The organism is Paraburkholderia caledonica (assembly GCF_000383275.1).
Lineage (GTDB): Bacteria > Pseudomonadota > Gammaproteobacteria > Burkholderiales > Burkholderiaceae > Paraburkholderia > Paraburkholderia caledonica.
This window is the reverse complement of the sequence record NZ_KB911038.1, coordinates 1-20,821: the sequence shown is the minus strand read 5'-3', so window position 1 is coordinate 20,821 and position 20,821 is coordinate 1. Positions and strand designations below refer to the sequence as shown.

At 61.9% G+C, this 20,821-nt stretch carries 19 protein-coding genes; 6 read left to right on the top strand and 13 right to left on the bottom strand.

The genetic code is table 11. From position 1 onward, the window contains the following. Positions 1 to 19: 19 nt before the first annotated feature. On the bottom strand, positions 20 to 781 hold the full coding sequence (locus tag H281_RS0115460) for an ABC transporter permease (protein WP_020068034.1): 762 nt from the start codon (positions 779 to 781) through the stop codon (positions 20 to 22). Next, positions 778 to 1,704 carry an ABC transporter ATP-binding protein gene (locus tag H281_RS0115455; protein WP_027804631.1) on the bottom strand — a complete coding sequence of 309 codons (927 nt, stop codon included), beginning with the start codon at positions 1,702 to 1,704 and terminating at the stop codon, positions 778 to 780. Before H281_RS0115455 ends, H281_RS0115460 begins: the two co-directional genes overlap by 4 nt. 413 nt (positions 1,705 to 2,117) lie before the next feature. On the opposite strand from H281_RS0115455, the gene H281_RS36865 reads away from it, so the two are divergent. Then, entirely contained in the window at positions 2,118 to 2,504 is a 387-nt protein-coding gene (locus H281_RS36865) for a hypothetical protein (RefSeq protein ID WP_020068032.1), read from the top strand. Between the two features lie 193 nt (positions 2,505 to 2,697). Here H281_RS36865 and H281_RS0115445 read toward each other — a convergent pair whose 3' ends face one another. The 3 genes from H281_RS0115445 to H281_RS36860 are packed head-to-tail and all read right to left on the bottom strand — an operon-like array spanning position 2,698 to position 5,782. After that, on the bottom strand, positions 2,698 to 4,353 hold the full coding sequence (locus H281_RS0115445; protein WP_241077887.1) for a tannase/feruloyl esterase family alpha/beta hydrolase: 1,656 nt from the start codon (positions 4,351 to 4,353) through the stop codon (positions 2,698 to 2,700). 26 nt (positions 4,354 to 4,379) lie between these two features. Beyond that, a complete protein-coding gene (locus H281_RS0115440; protein ID WP_020068030.1) occupies positions 4,380 to 5,486 on the bottom strand; it encodes an OpgC domain-containing protein in 1,107 nt (368 codons plus the stop codon). Further along, on the bottom strand, positions 5,429 to 5,782 hold the full coding sequence (locus H281_RS36860) for a hypothetical protein (RefSeq protein WP_164701894.1): 354 nt from the start codon (positions 5,780 to 5,782) through the stop codon (positions 5,429 to 5,431). Before H281_RS36860 ends, H281_RS0115440 begins: the two co-directional genes overlap by 58 nt. Before the next feature lie 244 nt (positions 5,783 to 6,026). On the opposite strand from H281_RS36860, the gene H281_RS0115435 reads away from it, so the two are divergent. Both H281_RS0115435 and H281_RS0115430 read left to right on the top strand, forming a co-directional pair. Continuing rightward, on the top strand, positions 6,027 to 7,280 hold the full coding sequence (locus tag H281_RS0115435; RefSeq protein WP_027804630.1) for an acyltransferase family protein: 1,254 nt from the start codon (positions 6,027 to 6,029) through the stop codon (positions 7,278 to 7,280). A 72-nt stretch (positions 7,281 to 7,352) separates the two neighbouring features. Beyond that, the gene (locus H281_RS0115430; RefSeq protein ID WP_020068028.1) at positions 7,353 to 7,607 is read left to right on the top strand and encodes a hypothetical protein; all 255 of its coding nucleotides are present in this window, start codon (positions 7,353 to 7,355) and stop codon (positions 7,605 to 7,607) included. Between the two features lie 43 nt (positions 7,608 to 7,650). On the opposite strand, the gene H281_RS0115425 is transcribed toward H281_RS0115430, so the two are convergent. Further along, positions 7,651 to 9,555, bottom strand: coding sequence for an AAA family ATPase (locus H281_RS0115425; RefSeq protein WP_020068027.1), 1,905 nt, complete (start codon positions 9,553 to 9,555; stop codon positions 7,651 to 7,653). 525 nt (positions 9,556 to 10,080) lie between these two features. Here H281_RS0115425 and H281_RS0115420 point away from each other — a divergent pair. Continuing rightward, a complete protein-coding gene (locus tag H281_RS0115420; RefSeq protein WP_020068026.1) occupies positions 10,081 to 10,704 on the top strand; it encodes an ABC transporter ATP-binding protein in 624 nt (207 codons plus the stop codon). Between the two features lie 38 nt (positions 10,705 to 10,742). Here the strand turns inward: H281_RS0115420 and H281_RS0115415 are convergent, their stop codons facing one another. The 3 genes from H281_RS0115415 to H281_RS0115405 form a co-directional block, all read right to left on the bottom strand. Then, a complete protein-coding gene (locus tag H281_RS0115415) occupies positions 10,743 to 11,750 on the bottom strand; it encodes a zinc-dependent alcohol dehydrogenase family protein (protein WP_020068025.1) in 1,008 nt (335 codons plus the stop codon). 120 nt (positions 11,751 to 11,870) lie between these two features. Then, positions 11,871 to 12,830: an O-fucosyltransferase family protein gene (locus tag H281_RS0115410; protein WP_027804629.1), complete on the bottom strand. Its 960-nt coding sequence runs from the start codon at positions 12,828 to 12,830 to the stop codon at positions 11,871 to 11,873. A 133-nt stretch (positions 12,831 to 12,963) separates the two neighbouring features. After that, positions 12,964 to 14,517 carry a tetratricopeptide repeat protein gene (locus H281_RS0115405; protein ID WP_020068023.1) on the bottom strand — a complete coding sequence of 518 codons (1,554 nt, stop codon included), beginning with the start codon at positions 14,515 to 14,517 and terminating at the stop codon, positions 12,964 to 12,966. A 265-nt stretch (positions 14,518 to 14,782) separates the two neighbouring features. Here H281_RS0115405 and H281_RS0115400 point away from each other — a divergent pair, with 265 nt between their 5' ends. Both H281_RS0115400 and copM read left to right on the top strand, forming a co-directional pair. Then, positions 14,783 to 14,980, top strand: a complete 198-nt coding sequence (locus H281_RS0115400) for a heavy-metal-associated domain-containing protein (RefSeq protein ID WP_027804628.1) — start codon at positions 14,783 to 14,785, stop codon at positions 14,978 to 14,980. Between the two features lie 42 nt (positions 14,981 to 15,022). Next, a complete protein-coding gene (gene copM, locus H281_RS0115395; protein WP_020068021.1) occupies positions 15,023 to 15,421 on the top strand; it encodes a CopM family metallochaperone in 399 nt (132 codons plus the stop codon). An 80-nt stretch (positions 15,422 to 15,501) separates the two neighbouring features. Here the strand turns inward: copM and H281_RS0115390 are convergent, their stop codons facing one another. The 4 genes from H281_RS0115390 to H281_RS0115375 form a co-directional block, all read right to left on the bottom strand. Next, on the bottom strand, positions 15,502 to 15,966 hold the full coding sequence (locus H281_RS0115390; protein ID WP_027804627.1) for a hypothetical protein: 465 nt from the start codon (positions 15,964 to 15,966) through the stop codon (positions 15,502 to 15,504). A gap of 263 nt (positions 15,967 to 16,229) precedes the next feature. Beyond that, positions 16,230 to 17,411, bottom strand: coding sequence for a 2-methylaconitate cis-trans isomerase PrpF (gene prpF, locus H281_RS0115385; RefSeq protein ID WP_020068019.1), 1,182 nt, complete (start codon positions 17,409 to 17,411; stop codon positions 16,230 to 16,232). A gap of 25 nt (positions 17,412 to 17,436) precedes the next feature. Continuing rightward, positions 17,437 to 20,034 (bottom strand): Fe/S-dependent 2-methylisocitrate dehydratase AcnD, encoded by a 2,598-nt coding sequence (acnD, locus tag H281_RS0115380; protein WP_020068018.1) that lies wholly within the window; start codon positions 20,032 to 20,034, stop codon positions 17,437 to 17,439. Between the two features lie 190 nt (positions 20,035 to 20,224). Further along, positions 20,225 to 20,821: citrate/2-methylcitrate synthase (locus tag H281_RS0115375; RefSeq protein WP_020068017.1), on the bottom strand; the 597-nt coding region annotated here is incomplete at its 5' end.

Below are 20,821 nucleotides of genomic sequence, written 5' to 3'. Positions count from 1 at the left end.
CTCTTTTCAGCAGAAGTAATCAGCTCTTGAGCCGGTAACCCGTCTTGAAGATCCACGCAACGATCGCAAGAAACACGGCCAGAAAGAGAGCCGTCATCGCGAGACTCACCTCGACGTTGACATCCGCGAGACCGTAGAAACTCCAGCGGAATCCGCTCACCAGATAGACGATCGGATTAAACAGCGTCACGACTTTCCAGAACGGCGGCAGCATGTTCACCGCATAAAAGCTTCCGCCGAGAAACGTGAGCGGCGTAATGATCAGGAGCGGAACCAGTTGCAGCTTCTCGAAGCTATCCGCCCATATGCCGATAATGAACCCGAGCAGGCTGAAGGTAACCGCCGTCAGCACGAGGAACAGGATCATCCAGAAAGGATGCTGCACTTGCAGCGGCACGAACAGGCCCGCCGTCGCGAGAATGATGAGCCCGAGCAGAATCGACTTGGTCGCCGCCGCGCCCACGTAGCTCACGACGATTTCCAGATACGACACTGGCGCCGACAACAACTCGTAGATCGTGCCGGTGAAACGCGGAAAGTAAATGCCGAACGACGCGTTCGAAATACTCTGCGACAGCAACGACAACATGATCAGTCCGGGCACGATGAACGCGCCGTAGCTAATGCCGTCCACTTCCTTGATACGCGAGCCGATGGCCGCGCCGAACACGACAAAGTACAGCGATGTGGAGATCACCGGCGCGATGATGCTTTGCATCAGCGTGCGCCAGGTGCGCGCCATCTCGAACTTGTAGATCGCGCGAATGGCGTAGAGATTCATTGGTTACCTCGAAGCAGACTCACGAAGATGTCTTCAAGCGAACTCTGCGTGGTGTGCAGGTCCTTGAAACGGATGCTGGCGTCGTCGAGCGCCTTGAGCAGCGCAATGATGTCGGTGCGGCCGCCGTCGCCTTCATACGTGTAAATCAACTCGTTGCCGCCCTTCGCGACGTCGAGGCCGTAGCCTGCGAGCGCCGCCGGCAACGCGGAGAGCGGGGTTTCCAGCTGCAGCGTCAACTGCTTTTTGCCGAGCTTGCGCATCAACTCGGTTTTCTCTTCGACGAGCATGATTTCGCCGCCGTTGATCACGCCGATGCGGTCAGCCATTTCCTCCGCTTCGTCGATGTAATGCGTAGTGAGGATGATCGTCACGCCGCTTGCCGCAAGCGAGCGCACGAGCTTCCACATATCGCGGCGCAATTCGACGTCGACGCCCGCCGTGGGTTCGTCGAGGAACAGTACGCGCGGTTCGTGCGACAGCGCCTTCGCGATCAGCACGCGGCGCTTCATGCCGCCGGACAGCGTGATGATCTTGCTATCGCGCTTTTCCCACAGCGACAGGTCGCGCAGCACCTTCTCGATATACGCAGGGTTCTTCGGCTTGCCGAACAGGCCGCGGCTGAACGACACGGTCGCCCATACGGTTTCGAACGAATCGGTGGTGAGTTCCTGTGGCACGAGCCCGATTAGCGAGCGCGCGCCGCGATAGTCGGCGGCGATATCGCGGCCGTCGACCGTCACGCTGCCTTCGCTCGCGTTGACAATGCCGCAGACGATGCTGATGAGCGTGGTCTTGCCCGCCCCGTTCGGCCCCAGAAGGGCAAAGATTTCTCCCCGGTTGATCGCCAGATTGATGTTTTTTAGCGCCTGAAAACCGCTGGCATAGGTTTTCGACAGGTTCGTGACTGAGACGATTGGCTGCATGGATTCGACGATGGCAGACACCGCTGTGAAAGTGGAGAAAATGACGCGCAAGCGCGACCGCACCCGCAATGTAATGGAATCTGCGAAAGCGTGCAGCGAAAGGATCGCGCCGCGGTGGAAGCCTCCTCGACGGCGCATGCTGCGATTCTCGGCGCCGAGGCCTTCGCTGCGCTGCAAGAAAGTTCGGTTTCCGTAGCGATATCAGCTGGGCGCAACGGCAATGCGCGTGCCGGTTCAAGACCTCCAGAATGCATGGCCCGCGCCGTCCCAGGAACGCGTCATGCTCGATTCCTCGCCATGCTGCTGCGCCGGCGCATCTAGCGCCGGCACTTAAGGCACAGTGCTTGCGGCAGTCCTGGCATGTGAGTGCGACGCGCTCGCGTGACATCGATCGACTCTAATGGAGATGAACCATGAAACGCTTTACCAAGACGATTTTCGCTTCGGCGCTTGTAGTGGCACTCTCGGGCGGAGCCTTTGCACAGGCCGGCGGCGGGGCCGGTGGCGGCGGTGCGGGCGGTGGCGCTGGCGCGGGGGCAGGCGGTTCGGGCGGTAACGGTGTGGGCGCCGGCGGCGGCACGACGGGTGGCGCAGGCGGAACCGCAACCCCGGGCGTGGGCCCCGGCACGATGAAGCACCCGGGCGACTCGGGCTATGGCTCGCCGGGCGTGACCGGCACCGGTGGCGGCATGGGCACGGGTACCGGCGCGTCGCCGAATAGCGCGACCACCAATCGCTCCAGTAACGGCATGAGCAACGGTACGGGCAGCACCAACGGCACGATGAAGAACGGCCAGTAACGAAGGTCGATGTTCGTGCAGCTTTTAACGCTGCACGAGTGGCGTTAAGAAGGACGGCGGTGCCGCTGCGCGGCCTCGCCGTCCTTTTGTTTTTCGAGCCGCGCTGCGACGCTTGCAGCCAGTTAGTGGATTTTGCAACGGCTCCAATGTAAAGAAGTCGCGCGTTGCATCGAAGCAGAATCGCAGAACATGGTCAGGGTTCCGTGCACACGAAGCTGCTTGCAAGATTCACATTGCCCTTGCCCGTATAGCGTGGAAACAGCGGATAGCGGCACAGTGGGCGCGAGCGTCCATTGGTCGCCGCGGCGATGTCGGTGGCGATCAAAGTCTCCGGTGACGCGCCGCGCGTCACCCAGTTATCGAGCGCACCGAGCAGGTCCACCGAAGGAATGAATGCGCCGCTACCGTGCTGAAAACCCGGCACCATGTAAAGACGCATGAACCGATTGACCTGGTCCACGCCGTAGCGATCGACCAATGCCTGATGGTAAGCAATCGTCTGATTCGGGCTAATGACTTCGTCGGCGAGACCTTGCAGCGTAATGAGCTTGCCGCCGCGCGCAATGTAGCGCGCAACGTCCGGATTCATCGCGCCGATGGTTTCGGAAAGTGCGGTCAACTGTGCGCGATATTTGCCCGGACGTTGCGGGTCGAATCTGAGCGAGTCGAAGCCCGCGTCACGCGCAACGAAGTAGCGTATGTAGCCGTCGCCTTGCGCGAACAGATAACCGTTAGCAAAAAATCTGGGCACGGCGAGGCGCTCCGCTTGATGTCCCAACCCGAGCGAGCCTGTCAGGTGCGTACCCTGAAACACGTTGTAGCCGCGATAGCCGGCGACATCCCAGGCGAGTTTGTACGGCAGCGACAAGCCGTCGCGCATCACCATCAACGTGGCAAGTTGCGACTCGCTCAGGCATTGCTCGTTCGAAGGCGAGCGTCCCGCGCAACGCAACGACTCGATAATTTCCGATTCATGCTCGCGGCAGGCGGGGACGTCGCTCACAATACCGTCCGCGGCACCGTCCAGCCTGTCGCAAACGCTGAGCGTGCGTTGATAGACCTGCTCCAGCAGCAACGGCGGAACATAGCCGCCCGGCGTTGCATATTCCGCCTGGCCGAGCTTGACGCCGATCAGGCGAACGCCCGAAAAGTTGAGCGCGGGCGAATTGGCGATCACGCCGTCGTAGTCGTCGGGAAAGCGCTGTATCACCGTGTAGCCTTCGCGGCCACCCGTTGAGCCGCCGCCAAAGTACATACGCTGCGGCGGCCGGCCGTAAGCGCGCGCAATCAGTGCAAGCGCGGCGTCGTGTGTCTTCTTCAGATGCGCATAGCCGAAGTTCGTCACCGCTTCGTCGACGAGACCGAACACCGCGAGCGAGGAATCGCCGACATGTCCGGAATCGTCGCCGAAGGTCGCATAGCCTTGCGCGAGGGGCGCGCGATCGGGCGAGAACGGCATCACGCCCGTGCCGCTCACCACGACGCCGTTATAGCCGCCTCCGCCGATTTGCAGCGCGCGGCCATTCCAGCGCCGCGGCAGATTCAGGTCGAAGCGGATGTCGGGTGTAGTCGCCTTGAGCGCCTTGATGCGACCCGTGATGCGGCAATACTCGCCGCCTTGCTGATTGCCCGGCGCGGTTGCGCCGACCATCGACGCGCTCTCGATCTGCGCGCCGGCCGTGGGCAACGCGATCACTTCCGGCGGCAACACGGCGCCCGCGAATTCGGCGCAACGCATGGCGAGCGGCGCATCCTTCTGCGCGGCGAACACCGTATGAGCGCCGGGCCCGAGCAGAGTACCGGCGATGGTGGCCGCGAGCGCGCAGGCGCGGACACTTCGAATTCGCATGAAACGCATGCGGCGCGACAACGCCCTCATCCGCAACGCGCGCCGCTCGCAGCCGCACGCAACTGCTGTCCCTTCCAGCCGTGCCAGCCGCGCGCAAGCATGAGCAGCGCACCAATGGCGACGAAGTCTCCGGCCAGTCCAATCAACACGCCGCGAAAGCCGTGAAACGTATGCGGCGTCGCTGTGTCCACGATCAACGACACCAGCGTGCCGCCGACAAAACATACGAGGCCGGTCCGGCCCACGGTGACCACGGCGGGCAACCGCTGCGCGAGCCGCGCTATGGCGCCCATGCGCACGAGCCGCGCGGCAAGCCAGGCAATGACAATGAAGTTGATCACGCGATCCACGGAAAGATTCTGTTTAAGGGTGCCGGCCAACGGCTGCGTCAGCACGAACAGTTTGACGGCGGCAAACGCGAGCACTGCGGCAATGGCGGCGCGCGTGAACCAGCGCGCCGCCTCGCCAGCATGAAACTGCTCGCTGATGGGTGCGAGCCGGCACACAATGCCGAGCACGAACATCAGTTGCCATGCAAACGGATTAAAAGCCCACTCGGCCATGTCGTCAATGCTCAATAGCCCGGCCAGCGGCCGCGCGAGCCACCACACAACCGTGCTGAGCAGGAGCGCCGCGATGCGCGAGCGCAGCGCCAGAGGCACCACGAGGGGCACGCAGAGCGCGAAGAACAGGTACATCGGCAACACGCTCGACAGGTAGGGCTGCCGTCGCAACACCGCGATTTCGAACGTCTGATGCAGCGGTTGGATGGCGAACGGCGGCCAGCCGGTAAGCTCGACCATCGGGTGATTCAGTCGCAGAAATGCGAGCGCCGCGCCCGACAGCAGCGTGAGTACTGCCGTCAACAGATAAGCCCGGTAGATTTCCCAGCAGCGTCGCACGAAGCGCAGCTTGGCCGCCCGCTCTCCGCGGGCCGCAACCACCGCTGTGTATGCCGCCGCCGACGCATAGCCGCCGAGGAACACGAACACCTCAGCCGAATCGCACAATGCGTACGCATGCAGCATCAGATGAGAAAGCGTGCTGCTGGGCATGTGGTCCAGCACGATGACGATCAGCACGACGCCGCGAAAGAAGTCCACTTCGAGGGAGCGTCCGCGGCGAATTTCCATTCATGTTCTCGCAGGAAAGTTATCCAGCAACGCGTCAAGATATCGCCTTCTTGCCGATGCCGTGCGGTCACGTTGTAGGTGCTGACAAGCAGCCTGTCTTTCGAAGCGCCGCGCTGGCAATCTGAAATCCGCTTGTCGGCATGCGGTAAGAGTGATTCGCCGCGCATTGGATTTGCAGCAACTTTTGCGGCTTTCATGTGGAACGAGCAAAGACGGCCGACTCGCGTCGTAGAAAAAAATCGGCTCATCGCTCGATGCGATTTTTTTCGCTTTTTTTCATCGTAGGATGAATTCATGCATGACCGTCGGAGTTCGCGCAACCCGCGCAACAGGCTTCTCCGCACGGCGGCCACTCATGTGGACCGGACACGCTTGCCTGCCGACCTGCGTCCGGCGGGCGCGTTGAGCGTCAGTGCGACGCCTTCTCTTTGCCGCTGCTCGTTTGCGTGATCGAGCTTTCATTTGCGCGGCACCGGTCCTTCCATTACCGACCTGAACGGTCGCGCGCCGCGCACCGCCCTCGCATTGGAAGACACTCACATGAACAACAGGATTGCCGGCTTCGACGGACTGCGCGCCATTGCAGTCCTGATGGTCTTTCTGCAACACCGGCTATTCGGCGATATCGGCGAGATAGGCCATCTGGGCGTATGGATCTTCTTCGCGCTGAGCGGCTTTCTGATCATCCGCATTCTGTCGGCCCAGCGGCAGCGCATCGAGCAAGGCGGCAGCGGTTTCGGAGCAGCACTCAAGCGCTTCCTGTTTCGCCGGACGCTGCGAATCTTTCCGATCTACTACCTGATGCTCACGGTGATGAGCGCGCTGATGCTCGTGGGCATGGCGAGTCCGGAACTCGCGAGCGGCATGCCGTATCACTTCGCCTACCTGTCGAACTTCTGGATCGGCTCGGTGCTGCACTACTGGCCGGGGCGCTACTCGCATTTGTGGAGTCTTGCCATCGAGGAGCAGTTCTATCTCGTGGTCGCACCGCTCCTGTTGCTGCTCGCAGCGCGGCGGCATCTGGCGGTATGCACGCTGATCGTCATGACGGGACTGGTTTCGCTTCTGGCGATGCGCGCCGCGCATTGGCAGGAGATCACGATCTACACGCATCCGTTGAGCAACTTCTGGTTGCTGGCGCTCGGTGGAATGGGCGGCTTGATGATTTCGGAGAACGCCGGCGGTGCAGACGGTGCACGCGGTTCACGCGGTGCACGCGGTTCACGTGGTGCGCATGGTGTGCGGGCCTTGCTCGGACACGGCGCCACGCTGTTTGTTTTAAGCCTTTGTCTCGTGGGCTTTTGTGCAACCGAGCCGGCGTGGAGCGACATCGAGAATCCCTTGGTCTTTACCGTCGTCAGCGGCGCGTATGGGCTGTGCATAGCGGCGCTGGTGTGTTCCATTGCGTGCTGCCGGAATACGGTCGTGCTGGCTCTGCTGGAAGCGCGCTGGCTTGCGGGCCTCGGACGCATCAGCTATGGCTTCTATCTGTATCACAACCTCGTTCCGGACCTGACGCGCAATCATCATGCGCAAGCGTTGTTTGGCGGCGTGGTACCGCTGTGGGCGCATGTGGCCGGGATTGGGGCGTCGTTTGCGATTTCGCTCGGCATGGCGGTGCTGTCGTGGCGAATCATCGAAGAACCGATTCTTCGTTTGAAGACGCGGCGTGGCGCTTCGGACAAGGTAAGTGCTGATTCGAGGCACGCGGCAACGCTTACGTCCGCTTCACAGGAGAAGCAGCATAGCCGGCGTGCGTTGACGGACGAGGGAACCGCTTCAGACGCAGCATGAGGTTGCGTAGGTCGCACTCGTGGCACAGCGGTTGCTGACAGATGAATGACCGTTACCAATTGGAGATGCGCCGTGGCCACTCAGCCCAATAGCCCGAACGAGCATGACCAGGACAAATCGGCCGATCCGGGCGGTCCGCCCACCGAGGTCTCGAAGCCCATTGGCGATGCAATCCCGACACCGGTCGAACCGGGGCTCGACCAGCCTCTGCCGGAAAAAGGCGCCGACTCGTTGCCCGCCGCTGACGACGAAGCCAAGCGCGATCCTTTGGGCGAGACAGAAACGCCTCCCGGCGTTCCGCCTCCGGGGCCGTCGGACTTCGCGTAGCGCGGTGGTGTCTAGCCGCTCAGGCGTGGTAGTGCGTGGCCGCTCAAGCCGCCTCGGGCTCGTGCACGATCTTCAGCGTGCTCTTGTGCTCCTTGATCAGGCGATACACCGTTTCGCCCGGCACGGTTTCCTGCTCGAGAAGTTCGTCTGCAATAGCGCGCAGCACGGGTTCATACGCGTGCAGCAGGCTATAGCACTGCTCGTTCAACTCCTTGAGCAGCACGTTCGCCTGCTCGATCGCGCCCTTCATCTGCAAACCCGCGTATTGCGAGGGCAACGCGGCGAGGCTAAACAGATTGCCGTCGCTGTTGAAGCCGAACTTCGACACCATATCGAGGCTGATACGCGACGCTTCCTGCAGATCGGAGGCCGCACCGCTGGACGCTTCGGAAAACGCCAGAATTTCCGCGTTACGGCCGCCGAGCAAGACCTTCACTTCATTGCGGATTTCGGTCTCACGATAAAGATGCTTGTCCTGCGCCTTCGTGATAAGCGCGACGCCCAGCGCGCCGCCGCGCGGCAGAATCGTGACCTCCTCGAGTACGCCGGTGCCGAGCAGCGCCGCGACCAGGCCATGCCCGGCTTCGTGCACGGCAATACGCGTGCGTTCGTCCTCGGTCAATGCGCGTTCCGCGCCGCTCACGTCGCCGATCCGCGCGATCTTGATCGCCTCGATGAAATGCTTCGCCGCGATTTCCGTGTCGCCGGCTTTGCGCGCGACGAGACCGGCCTGATTCACGACCATCGCGACGGTCGCCGGCGACAAGCCTGTGGTAAGGCGCGCGAGTTGATCGTAGTCGATGTCCGCGGCCTTCGACTTCAGCCTCTCGGCATAGAAACGGAAAATCTTCGCGCGGTCCTCGCGATCGGGCAGGCGAACCTGCACGGTGCGATCGAAACGGCCGGGCCGGCGCAACGCCTCGTCCAGATTGTCCGGATGATTGGTGGCCGCAACGATAATCACGCCTTCGTTCGAGGCAAAGCCGTCCATCTCCGCCAGCAACTGATTGATGATGCGGTTGCTCTCCGCTTCGACGGGACCGCCGCCCGTGTCGGTGCGCTTCGCGAGGCCGTCGGCTTCGTCGATGAAGATCACCGTGGGCGCATTCTTGCGCGCCATTTCGAACAGATGTTTGACCTTCTGGATGCCCACGCCGTAATACTTCGCGCTGAAATAGCTGCCGGTGATCGAGATGAAGCTCGCGCCGCATTCTCCTGCCAGCGCCTGTGCGAGCCGCGTCTTGCCCACGCCGGGGCCGCCCACCATCAGGATGCCGCACGGCGCTCGTACGCCCATCGACGTGAACTGCTTCGGGTTCGACAGATAGCCGCGAATGTCCGCGAGCGCCGCCTTCGCTTCGCCGGCGCCGATCACGTCGTCAAAGCGCAGCGTGGGCGCCTTGCCGAGCAGCGTCGCGCCGCCGCGCATCTCACGGCGCATGAACCACACCATGCCGCCGATCAGCAGCAACGGCAGCAGCAGGCTGATTACGTCGCGCGTCTGGTCGAAAGCCTGCACCCAGTTCGAACCGCCCGTGCGGATGTCCGCGTCGGGCAGCCACACCAGTTGGTATGAAGCCGCGTCGCCGTTCTTCGGCTCGCCGAGTAACAGCGCGTGCGAAAAGGTCGCGTTGTGGTCGGTCACGAAATACTTGGAGCCGTCGCGCTTCGACACGAGAATCGCACTGGGACTCACGCCGATTGCGGCAACCTTCGCGTCATGAATGTCGCGCAGCATTTGCGACGCGTCTTTCTCCTCGCGCGTCCAGGCCGACGTGTCATGGCGCATCTGGTTGGCGACGCCGGTCAGCGCGGGCGCAACCTGCGCGGAGCGCTGCTGGTAATGCCACAAACTGAATGCGAGCGTCAATGCGACAAGCGCCGATGCCGCCGCAATGACGAATTTGCGCGTGCGTGTTTTCCCAAGCGAATTCTTTCCCGGCTTCATGAGTCACTTCCAAAAACGGGCTCAAGCGAGCCCCGATACATATCGAATTAGAGAGGATGAGCGGTTGGGAGAGGAATCGGCAATTGCGACGCCATGCCTGCCTGGAAGAAAGGACATCCAACCATGCGTCCCTTTTTCACCCACCGCGTATAAGCCAGTATGCCGTGCGGCTGCTTCTTCCAAATCGCAGAAAAGGCCTGTTTCTACCGCTTATCCCGCAGGTTGAGGCTGGCGGAAATTGGGGGCGCGAGTGGCGCATGGGTGCGGAAGAAAACTGCTCCGGCGCACAGTTTAGCAGCGCAAAAAAGGCCGCGTATTCTGTAGACCTATCATTTCACCCCGCCCTATTTTTTGTGAAAGCGATGCAGTTTTGAGATTAAGGGCTAGCGGTATGGCGATAACGCCGTCAACACGCGGAAAATCGGAACAATCGTCCGGTTTTTGATAGGCTTCGCCATCCGTCTAAAATCGCGCGCGCTCCTCACAATGGACATTGCGTAGCAATTCACACTACACGTCACACTCATGCTTCGTTTCGAAAACCTCAGCAAGCGCTATGGCGACCGCGTCATCTTTCAGCGACTGTGGCACGACTCTGCCGCAGGCTGCGTGGCGCTCAACGACGAGTCCGGCAGCGGTAAATCGACTTTGCTCGGCATGCTTGCCGGCGTAATCGAGGCTGATGAAGGGGAAATCTGGATCGGCAACCTTCCACTGCGCACGGCGCGTAAAGCCGCGCAATCGCTGCTGACGTACGTGCCGGAGGATTGCATGCCGTCGCCTGATCCGACCGGTCGCGAATATCTGCAACGCGTGGCTTCGGCGAGAAACGCGGTGGTCAGCGACGCGACGCTGGCGCTCGCCGACCGCTTCGGACTCACGCCGCATCTGGAAAAGCGCTTTGAACAGATGTCGTTCGGCACGCGCAAAAAGTTTTTTCTAACAACCGCGGTGATTGGCGAAACGAAAGTGCTGATCGCGGACGAGCCCGTAGGCGGACTCGACGCCGCCGCGCGTGCGGTGCTGGTGAATCTGTTCACGACGCTCGCGCAAACCCGCACCGTGTTCTTCTCCAGCTACGACGAAGCGTTCACCGAAGCATGCGCGGCCAGAAGCGTCACATTCGCAGATCTCGCGCAGCGCAGTTGAGCCTCACCGCGTTGCGCGGACGCTCAAGCGCGTCGTGCTCAGATCGATACGCAAATCTTTCCGAAGTGTGCGCCCGCCGCTTCATGCCTGAACGCGTCGCCGAGCTTCGCGAGTTCGAACGTGCTGTCGATGACAGGCTTGATGCCGGTCACTTCGAGCGCGCGAGTCATGTCGCGCTGATCCTGCCGGCTGCCGACAATCAGCCCCTGCAGCCGCTGTTGCCGTGCCATCAGCGCCGCGGTGGGCACCGGGCCCGCGCGCCCGGTCAGCACGCCGATTAGCGCAATATGGCCGCCTATCCGGCAGGCAGTGATCGACTGCGGCAACGTGCCCGGACCGCCCACTTCGATCACATGATCGACGCCTCTGCCCCCGGTCAACGAGCGCACCGTTTTGCCCCACTCGGGATTCTCGCGATAGTTGATCGTGTGATCGGCGCCAAGCGCGCGAAGCTTTTCGAGCTTCGCATCCGACGAGGACGTCGCGATCACCGAGGCGCCCATCGCCTTGGCAAGCTGCAAGCCGAAGATCGACACGCCGCCGGTGCCGAGCACGAGCACCGTCGCACCCGGTTTCAACTGACCGTCGACGATCAACGCGCGCCATGCCGTCAGTCCGGCCGTGGTGAGCGTCGCGGCTTCGGCGTGGCTGTAGCCTTTCGGTGCATGCGTAAAGTAGTGGCTCGGCAGCACGACGACTTCGCGCGCATAGCCGTCAACGCCGTCGCCGGGTGTGGTTTTGAAGTCGCCAATCGTGGGCGTACCGTTCTCCCAGAAAGGGAAGAAGCACGACACGACATGGTCGCCAGCCTTGAATTCGCCGACGCCTTCGCCGACTGCTTCGACGACACCCGCGCCGTCCGCCATTGGAATACGCCCGGCGTCGGCGGGCAACACGCCGCTTACGACGCCGTAGTCGTGAAAGTTCAACGAGCTGGCGTGAATACGCACGCGAACCTGGCCCGGGCCTGGCTGTCCCGGATCGTCGATATCGACCAACTGGAGATTGTCGACGCTGGCAGGCGTTCCGATCTTGACGGCTTTCATGTTGCGAGTCCTTTGTGATGTGCTTGAGCGCTCAGTGCGCGGCTTGTCACAAAAGGATATCGCAAGCCGCTCGAGCATGTCGCGAGGTCGGGCAGTCGCGCGGGGTCAGCGACGCGGCATTCAAGCCGCTTTGTCGTGCGCCTCCTGTTCGAGCCACAACCGGCTGTCGGGAAACCAGAACGCATCTGGCCTCGGTGGAGCGACGAGCTTGACGGGTAGCGCCGGGTTGAAGATTCGCGACCACGCGGACAGATAAGACGGCGTTTTGACCAGATAGCCGCAGCGCGACAAAAGCAGACTGGAGACGAGCGCTTCGCGCCCGACTTCCAGCCCCGGAAAGCCGCTGAAATGAACCGGCGTCGCACCGTTCGCAAGCAGCCTCGCCGGCGCGACGCTCACCGGCTTGCTGAACGGCCATGCGACAAAGTAGTCGACAAAGGCCTGTTCGTCGCTTGAAATGAAAACGTGGTTCAAACACGGATTTTCCGCCAGCGTCGTTTCGACGTGACGGCAAAAGTCTTTCCACGAAACGGGAACCGCTTCGAGCGTTTTGTCAGTGCCTCTGAAGTGCGCGCCCAGTGTAAAGGCGCCGATGCCGAGTTGCTCGCAGACTGCATCCACCTCGCGAAGAATATGCTGCGCCGGCCGATAGTATGCAAAGAACAGTTCACTCGCGCTGCCGAGTTCCAGCAAGTGCTCGTAACGTTGCCGGAAGCCCAACTGCACGAGGTCACGAACCGTCGAAGTCCTGAGCTTGCGCGCGAGCGGCAAGGCAGCCGGAGCGCGTACCGGTTCGAAGAACGCGGAGAACCAGTCGACCTTTCCATCGGCATCGCCATACAGGCCGCCGCGAGCGCTAATGCGCGGCATCAGGCATTTTTCCTCACAAAACATGAGGATGAACAACACCATTTGCATGACGGAGAAAAAGCCGGAGTTCTCCTTGATTTCGATCGCAAAGACGCCCCGGTTGAGGCGCTGCATCGCATGAAGCGATATGCGGCGAGGCGTGGCGACGGAATGCTTGAATCGCTCGCTCCTTCGGATCTGTTTTGCCCTGTCGACGACTTTTCTCAACATGCCTGGCCCCTGTTAATCGACTATTTTGGCAAACGGCACCCGCCTCACCGGCGAGAGAAACCACAACACGACAGCGCCCGAGCTTAGCACCCCGAACTCACCATCCAGTAAATCTGGCGCGGCGTTGAGTTAGCTAGCGCACAAAGGAACGGTAAGTTATGCCCGGTTCATAACGCTGCTTCAATTGCGCCGCGACGCGCTCGATTACTTCGTCCCAATTTCCCCGTTGCGGTTGCGTGAAAATGCGCACTGTCGGATACCACGGGCTGTCGTCGCGATTGCGCAGCCACCGCCAGCAACCGGCAAAACGATTCAGCAACCAGACCGGCTTGCCCATGGCCGCTGCCAGATGAGCGACCGACGTGTCGACCGAAATGACGAGGTCCAGGTTGTCGATGATCGCGGCAGTGTCCGCAAAGTCCGACACGCCGTCCATCCAGTCGGTGAGATACGCTTTTGTCGAGGGGCTCGCACGCTTTGCGAGGTCGTCGGCTTTCTGCAAGCTGATCCAGCGAATCCGCGACAAAGAAAGCAATGGGGCGAACTGCGCCGATGTGAGGCTGCGCGCACGATCTTCGGTGAGCCCGGAGTGGCCGCCGGCCCATACGACACCGACGCGCGGCAGGTCCGGCCGCGACAACTCGCCGAGTTTTGCACGCCACTCGGCGGAACGCTGCGGCTCTGCGCGCAGATACGGCTCTGCTGGGATGTTGTCGAGGCGCGTGCCGAATGCGAGGGGCAACGACATCAACGGACATTGCCAGTCCCACTCTTTGGCATCAGGCATGACGTCGTCGAGCATGACGAGGCCCGGCCAGCGCACGCACAACGACTCTTCATACAGGCGCCGCAGCGAGGGCGGGCAGATGTAGCCCACCTGGGCAAAACGTTCGAGTGCGAGCGGCAGGTAACGCACGAATTGCAGGCTGTCGCCGTGACCTTGCTCCGGCAGAACGAGGAGGCGCGCGCCGCCCGCCACGCCGGAGTCCTCGCCCTTCCACTGCGGCCATGGGAGTTCCGACCGCTGGGATACGGGTTGCCCGTCGGCATCGACGAAATTGGCCCAACGGTCTTCAAAGTACGGCCACGCTTCTTCGTAGCGACCCGCTGCCAGCAGCACCTGACTGAGACTTGCGCGAGCGCCGCGATTGGACGGGTCTAACGTCATGGCGTGCCTGAGGTGCTGCTCGGCCTTGCTCAACGAACCCAGGTCTTTCACGACGATGCCCAAGTTAGCGTGCGCCTGCACATAGTCCGGCTTGAGTTCGATCAACCTGCGATAGACTGCTGCCGCCTCTTCCGCACGCCCTTGCAACTGCAGCGCGACGCCGAGGTAATAATGAAGCGAAAGCGAATCCGGCTGATACGTGAGCCCCGCGCTGGCAGTGTGCACAATGCTCGCGAACGCGCGCAGCCTGATCTGGACGAGGCACAACATATCGAAGAACGGCGGCTGCGGCTCGACTTCGACCGCCCGCTCGATCCAGCGTTGCGCCAATGGCAGCTGGTCCTGTGCGAGCGCCACCAGTCCGCGCGAGTAAAGCGCGGCCGCGTGCGCCGAGTCATGCACAATGATTCGATCGAGAAGCGCCTGCGCCGTGTCGAAGCGACCTGCGAGGCGTGCTTCTTCCGCTTCGTTGAACCAGAGCGAAATGGCTTGGGGTGATACAGGGGACTGGTTTTGCATGTTCGCGCGAATGAGTCTGCGTGGATGAGTCTGCGTGGATGAATCGTGAGACCTCGACTGGCGCAGGCTGCGAACGCTGGCCTGCGCATGAGGTGACGCCGATTATCGACGTCCAAGACGAGCGCCTGTGTAGGACCGTTCCCAATGACGGGCGCAGATTGGCGTCAGCGGGAAAGGTAAAGACGCATGCTCGCAGGCTTGACCTTACCGCCGTGGGAAGGTGCAAGATCGTCTTGAGACTTGTCTCAGGAGATTGAAAATGAAATTGGAATTAGCCGTTCCGGATATGTCTTGCGGTGGATGCGCAAACGCGATTGCTCGCGCGATTGCCGGTCTTGATCCGGCTGCCGCGGTCGACATCGACGTGTCCACGAAGATCGTCAAGGTCGCGTCGACGCTAACTTCGGCGCAACTCACGGAAGCCATCGCGGCGGCGGGATTTCATCCGTCGGTGAGGGACTGATAGCCGCGCGTCGCTCGAACAACTTTTTAATGGGAATCGACTATGAAGAAACTTCGCGCTTTTCGTGCATTGTGCGTGTTCGGCGGTGTGGTATGTGCCGTCGCCACCGCGCCTGTTCACGCGCAACACCCGGCCTCCATGCCCGGCATGGACATGTCTTCCTCAGCCGGTGCGGCGTCCGGCGACTCGACGCCGGCGTTCAAAGCCGCCGACGAAAAGATGATGAAAGACATGAGCGCGCCGACCTACACGGGGGACGCCGATAAAGACTTCGTCGCGCACATGATCCCGCACCACCAGGGCGCGATAGACATGGCGCAGGTCGAACTCAAGTACGGCAAAGACCCGGAGTTGAAGCGCCTGGCGAAAAACATCATCAAGGCGCAGCATGACGAAATCGGCTTCATGCAACGCTGGCAGGCCAAACACGGAGCGAAGTAAGCCTGCGAAGGCGACGTGCAGTCTGACGGACACCCGCACGGAGAACGGCGGCCTTCAGTCGCCGGCAACGCTGTGTGCGTTCAATGGCGCGTGACGTCGGGGCCGGGTCCGGCTTCCACGTCGTCGCTTGACGCTTCATCGAGGCAAGCGGTTTCTTGCGGACCGGTGCTCATGTCGGGCACCCGCGACGCGGGCTCCTTTGCTTCCTGAAGCAGGCGCGCCGCCCGGCTCGCCGTGATGCGCTTCTTAGCCACTCCTTTGGCATCGAGTGCGATCACCTGGAAGAGTTCGCGGTCGCACGCAAGCTCCTGCTGATATTGCTCGCCGGTGCTGATGAGCAATTCCAGCATGGTCTGCTGCCGGCGGCGCTCGTCAATCGTGACGGCAGGATTCCTACATATCGTGGACGCAAGCGTGATCAACGAGTCGAGCTTGCTCATCTGCCGGTCACAGAGATGGAAAGCCGAGAGCGCAAGCTTTTCGTACTGGAGAGCGTCGACGGGTGGCCGGGAATCGGCTTGCGATCGGCGTTTATTCTTACTCATTGTGCGATCTCGCTAAGACTTCAGTAGGTCGGCGGGCATTCGGTTGAGACGGGCAACACAGCCCAGCAGAGACAGACGCATGCCTCATGTGGGCGGATGCGTGGTTACGATCACAGCTTCCAGACCTGACCGTTGAGTGTTTCTCGATGGCCCAGGGATTATAACCAGTGCGAAGCCACGCACGTTCAACCGGGCGCGCTAAAAGTCCACGTCCGAGCCTGAGTTCGATGCCATGCATCCGGCCGGCACCGGAGCGCCTCTGCCTAGCCCTGCACCCTGACCCAACCCTCCATCAAAACTCTCGCACTGCGACTCATCACCGCCTTCCTGACAACCCACTCGCCACCGACAACTGCAGCCTCCGCCCCCACCCGCAGCGTGCCCGACGGATGCCCGAACCTCACCGCTTCACGCTCACCGCCGCCAGCCGCCAGATTCACCAACGTTCCCGGAATCGCCGCCGCAGTACCGATCGCCACCGCGGCGGTGCCCATCATCGCGTGATGCAGCTTGCCCATCGACATCGCGCGGACCAGCAGATCCGCGTCGCCCGAGCCGATCCGCTTGCCGCTCGACGACACGTAGTCGGCCGGCTTCGCAACGAACGCGATCTTCGGCGTGTGCTGGCGCGTCGCAATCTCGTCCAGATGCTTGATCAGCCCCATGCGCAGCGCGCCGTGTGCGCGAATCGTCTCGAACATTGCGAGCGCCTTTTCATCGCTATTGATGGCGTCCTGCAACTCCGTGCCCTTGTAGCCGATCGCCTCGGCATTCACGAAAATCGTCGGGATGCCGGCGTTGATCATGGTCGCCTTGAGCGTGCCGACGCCGGGCACATCGAGATCGTCGACGAGATTGCCGGTCGGAAACATCGAGCCGCCGGCGCCGGCTTCTTCCGCAGCGGGGTCCATGAATTCGAGCTGCACTTCCGCCGCCGGAAAGGTCACGCCGTCGAGTTCGAAGTCGCCCGTTTCCTGCACTGCGCCGTCGCTCATCGGCACGTGCGCGATGATTGTCTTGCCGATGTTCGCCTGCCAGATCCGCACGGTCGCCACGCCGTCGCGCGGAATCCGGTTCGCCTCGACCAACCCCGCGCTGATCGCGAAAGGGCCCACTGCAGCAGAGAGATTGCCGCAATTGCCGCTCCAGTCGACGAACGGCTTGTCTATCGACACCTGTCCGAACAGGTAATCCACATCGTGATCGGGCTTGCTGCTTTTAGCGATGATCACCGTCTTGCTCGTGCTCGACGTCGCGCCGCCCATGCCGTCAATCTGCTTGCCGTACGGGTCCGGGCTGCCGATCACACGCAGCAGCAGCGCGTCGCGCGCGGCGCCGGGCGTTTGCGCCGCATCGGGCAAGTCCTGCAAGCGGAAGAACACGCCTTTGCTCGTGCCGCCACGCATGTAAGTGGCCGGAATTCTGATCTGCGGTTTATGCGCCATGAAACAGTGTCCTGAACGATATTGATTAAGCCGCCGCCTTCGACGACTCCAGAAAGTCCTGCGCAAAACGCTGCAGCACGCCGCCGGCCTCGTAGATGGAAAGCTCTTCGGCCGTGTCGAGCCGGCAGGTCACCGGCACCTCGACGCGCTCACCGCTTCGGCGATGAATGACCAGCGTCAGATCCGTGCGCGGCTTGCGTTCGCCGATTACGTCGAAGGTTTCCGTGCCGTCGATTGCCAGCGTGATGCGGTTCACGCCCGGCTTGAATTCGAGCGGCAACACGCCCATGCCGACAAGATTCGTGCGGTGAATCCGTTCGAATCCTTCGGCGACAATCGCTTCCGCGCCGGCAAGGCGCACGCCCTTGGCAGCCCAGTCACGCGACGACCCCTGGCCATAGTCGGCTCCGGCGATCACGATCAGCGGCTGCTTGCGTTCCATATAAGTTTCGATCGCTTCCCACATGCGCGTGATCTTGCCCTCCGGCTCGATGCGTGCAAACGAACCGGCCTTCACCTTGCCGTCTTCGATCACCATCTCGTTCCTGAGCGTCGGGTTCGCGAACGTGGCGCGCTGCGCCGTCAGGTGATCGCCGCGATGCGTCGCGTACGAATTGAAATCTTCTTCGGGCAAACCCATTTTCGTCAGGTATTCGCCTGCCGCGCTGTCCGGCAAGATTGCATTCGACGGCGACAGGTGATCGGTCGTAATGTTGTCGCCGAGCACGGCGAGCGCACGCATGCCCTGCAGCGTGCGCTCGCCCGCAAGCGCACCTTCCCAATACGGCGGACGGCGAATGTACGTGCTCATCGGACGCCAGTCGTAAAGCGGGTTCGCTTTCTCCTGCGTGTCCACCGACACCGCGAACATCGGCTCGTACACTTTGCGGAATTGCTCGGGCTTGACGCTCGAAGCCACGATTGCATCGATTTCTTCGTCCGACGGCCAGATGTCCTTCAGTGTCACGTTATTGCCATCGGCATCGACACCGAGCACATCCTTCTCTATGTCGAAGCGAATCGTGCCCGCAATCGCATAAGCCACCACCAGCGGCGGCGAAGCAAGAAACGCCTGCTTCGCGAACGGATGAATGCGGCCGTCGAAATTGCGATTGCCCGACAGCACGGCAGTTGCATACAGGTCGCGCTCCACGATCTCCTTCTGGATCGCCGGGTCGAGCGCGCCGGACATGCCGTTGCACGACGTGCACGCATACGCGACGACGCCAAAGCCAAGCTGTTCGAGCTCGGGCAGCAAGCCGGCTTCTTCCAGATACAACGTGACGGCTTTCGAGCCAGGCGCGAGCGACGTCTTTGCCCACGGCTTGCGCGTGAGCCCGCGCCGGTTCGCGTTACGCGCGAGCAGGCCCGCGGCGATCATGTTGCGCGGATTGTTGGTGTTCGTGCAACTCGTGATTGCCGCGATGATCACCGCGCCGTCCGGCATCAAGCCCGGCTCGTTCTCGACCTTGCCGCTGATGCCGCGCGCCGCCAGTTCGGAAACCGGCAAGCGCCGGTGCGGATTCGACGGCCCGGCGAGCGTGCGCACGACCGTGGACAGATCGAACTTCAGCACGCGCTCGTACTCGGCATGCGTGAGGCTGTCGGCCCACAAGCCGGCTTCTTTTGCGTAGGTTTCGACGAGCTTCACGAGTTCGTCGTCGCGGCCGGTCAGCTTCAGGTACTTGATGGTCTGCTCGTCGATATAGAACATCGCGGCGGTCGCGCCGAATTCGGGCGCCATGTTCGCAATCGTCGCGCGGTCGCCGAGCGTGAGCTTCGCCGTACCCTCGCCGAAGAACTCAAGGTATGCGCCGACAACTTTTTCCTTGCGCAGGAACTCGGTCAGCGACAGGACGACGTCGGTTGCCGTAATGCCTTCAGCAGGCTTACCCGTCAACTTCACGCCGACGATATCCGGCAGACGCATATACGACGCGCGGCCCAGCATCACACTTTCCGCTTCCAGTCCGCCGACGCCGATCGCGATCACGCCAAGCGCGTCGACCATCGGCGTGTGCGAGTCCGTGCCCACCAGCGTATCGGGAAACGCGACGCCGTCGTTCACCTGCACGACCGGACTCATGCGTTCAAGGTTGATCTGATGCAGGATGCCGTTGCCCGGCGGAATCACGTCGACGTTGCGGAACGCCCGCTTCGTCCAGTTGATGAAATCGAAGCGGTCTTCATTGCGACGGTCTTCGATTGCCCGGTTCTTCGCGAACGCGTCCGGGTCGAAGCCGCCGCACTCCACCGCAAGCGAGTGGTCCACGACGAGTTGCGTCGGCACCACTGGATTGACCATCGCTGGGTCGCCGCCTTGCGCGGCGATCGCGTCGCGCAAACCGGCAAGATCGACCAGCGCGGTCTGGCCGAGAATGTCGTGACATACCACGCGCGCCGGAAACCACGGGAAATCCAGCTCGCGCTTGCGTTCCACGATCTGTTTCAACGACGCGACGAGCGTCACCGGATCGCAGCGCCGCACGAGATTTTCGGCGAGCACGCGCGACGTGTACGGAAGCTTGTCGTATGCGCCGGCCTGGATTGCGTCGACGGCGGCGCGCGCATCGAAGAAATCAAGCTGGGTGCCGGGAAGGCGTTTGCGGTAGGCAGTATTCATGGCGTGGGGACCAACAGTAATGATGCGGGAACAAGGGCGGCGGCCATCGCATTGAGCGGGCGTTTTTAACGGCGCGTTCCTGCCTGGGTGAAGCAATCGGTCTAGTGTAGCTCGCTACGGCAAAGAACGGCCCTGGCTCGGGGTATCGGCGAGCCAGGGTCCACGTGCTTGCGCGAGGGCTCTGACGGCGTTAGCCGCGCTTCGCGAGCGGCACGAACGGCAGATCGTCGGGACCGGTGTAATTCGCGCTCGGGCGAATGATCTTGTTGTCGATCCGCTGCTCGATGATGTGCGCGCTCCAGCCGGCCGTGCGTGCAATGACGAAAAGCGGCGTGAACATCGCCGTAGGCACGCCCATCATGTGATACGACACGGCGCTGAACCAGTCCAGGTTGGGAAACATCTTCTTCGCTTCCCACATCACCGATTCGAGTCTTTCGGCGATGTCGAAAAGCTTGTTGTTGCCCGCTTCCTTCGAAAGCTTTTTCGCCACTTCCTTGATGACCTTGTTGCGCGGGTCCGAGATCGTGTATACCGGGTGACCGAAACCGATCACCACTTCCTTGTTCTCGACGCGCCGGCGGATATCGCTTTCCGCTTCGTCCGGCGTCTGGTAGCGCGACTGGATCTCGAACGCGACTTCGTTCGCGCCGCCGTGCTTCGGTCCTCGCAGCGCGCCGATTGCGCCCGTGATTGCCGAGTAGATGTCAGAACCGGTGCCCGCGATCACGCGCCCCGTGAACGTCGACGCGTTGAACTCATGCTCGGCATACAGGTTCAGCGACAC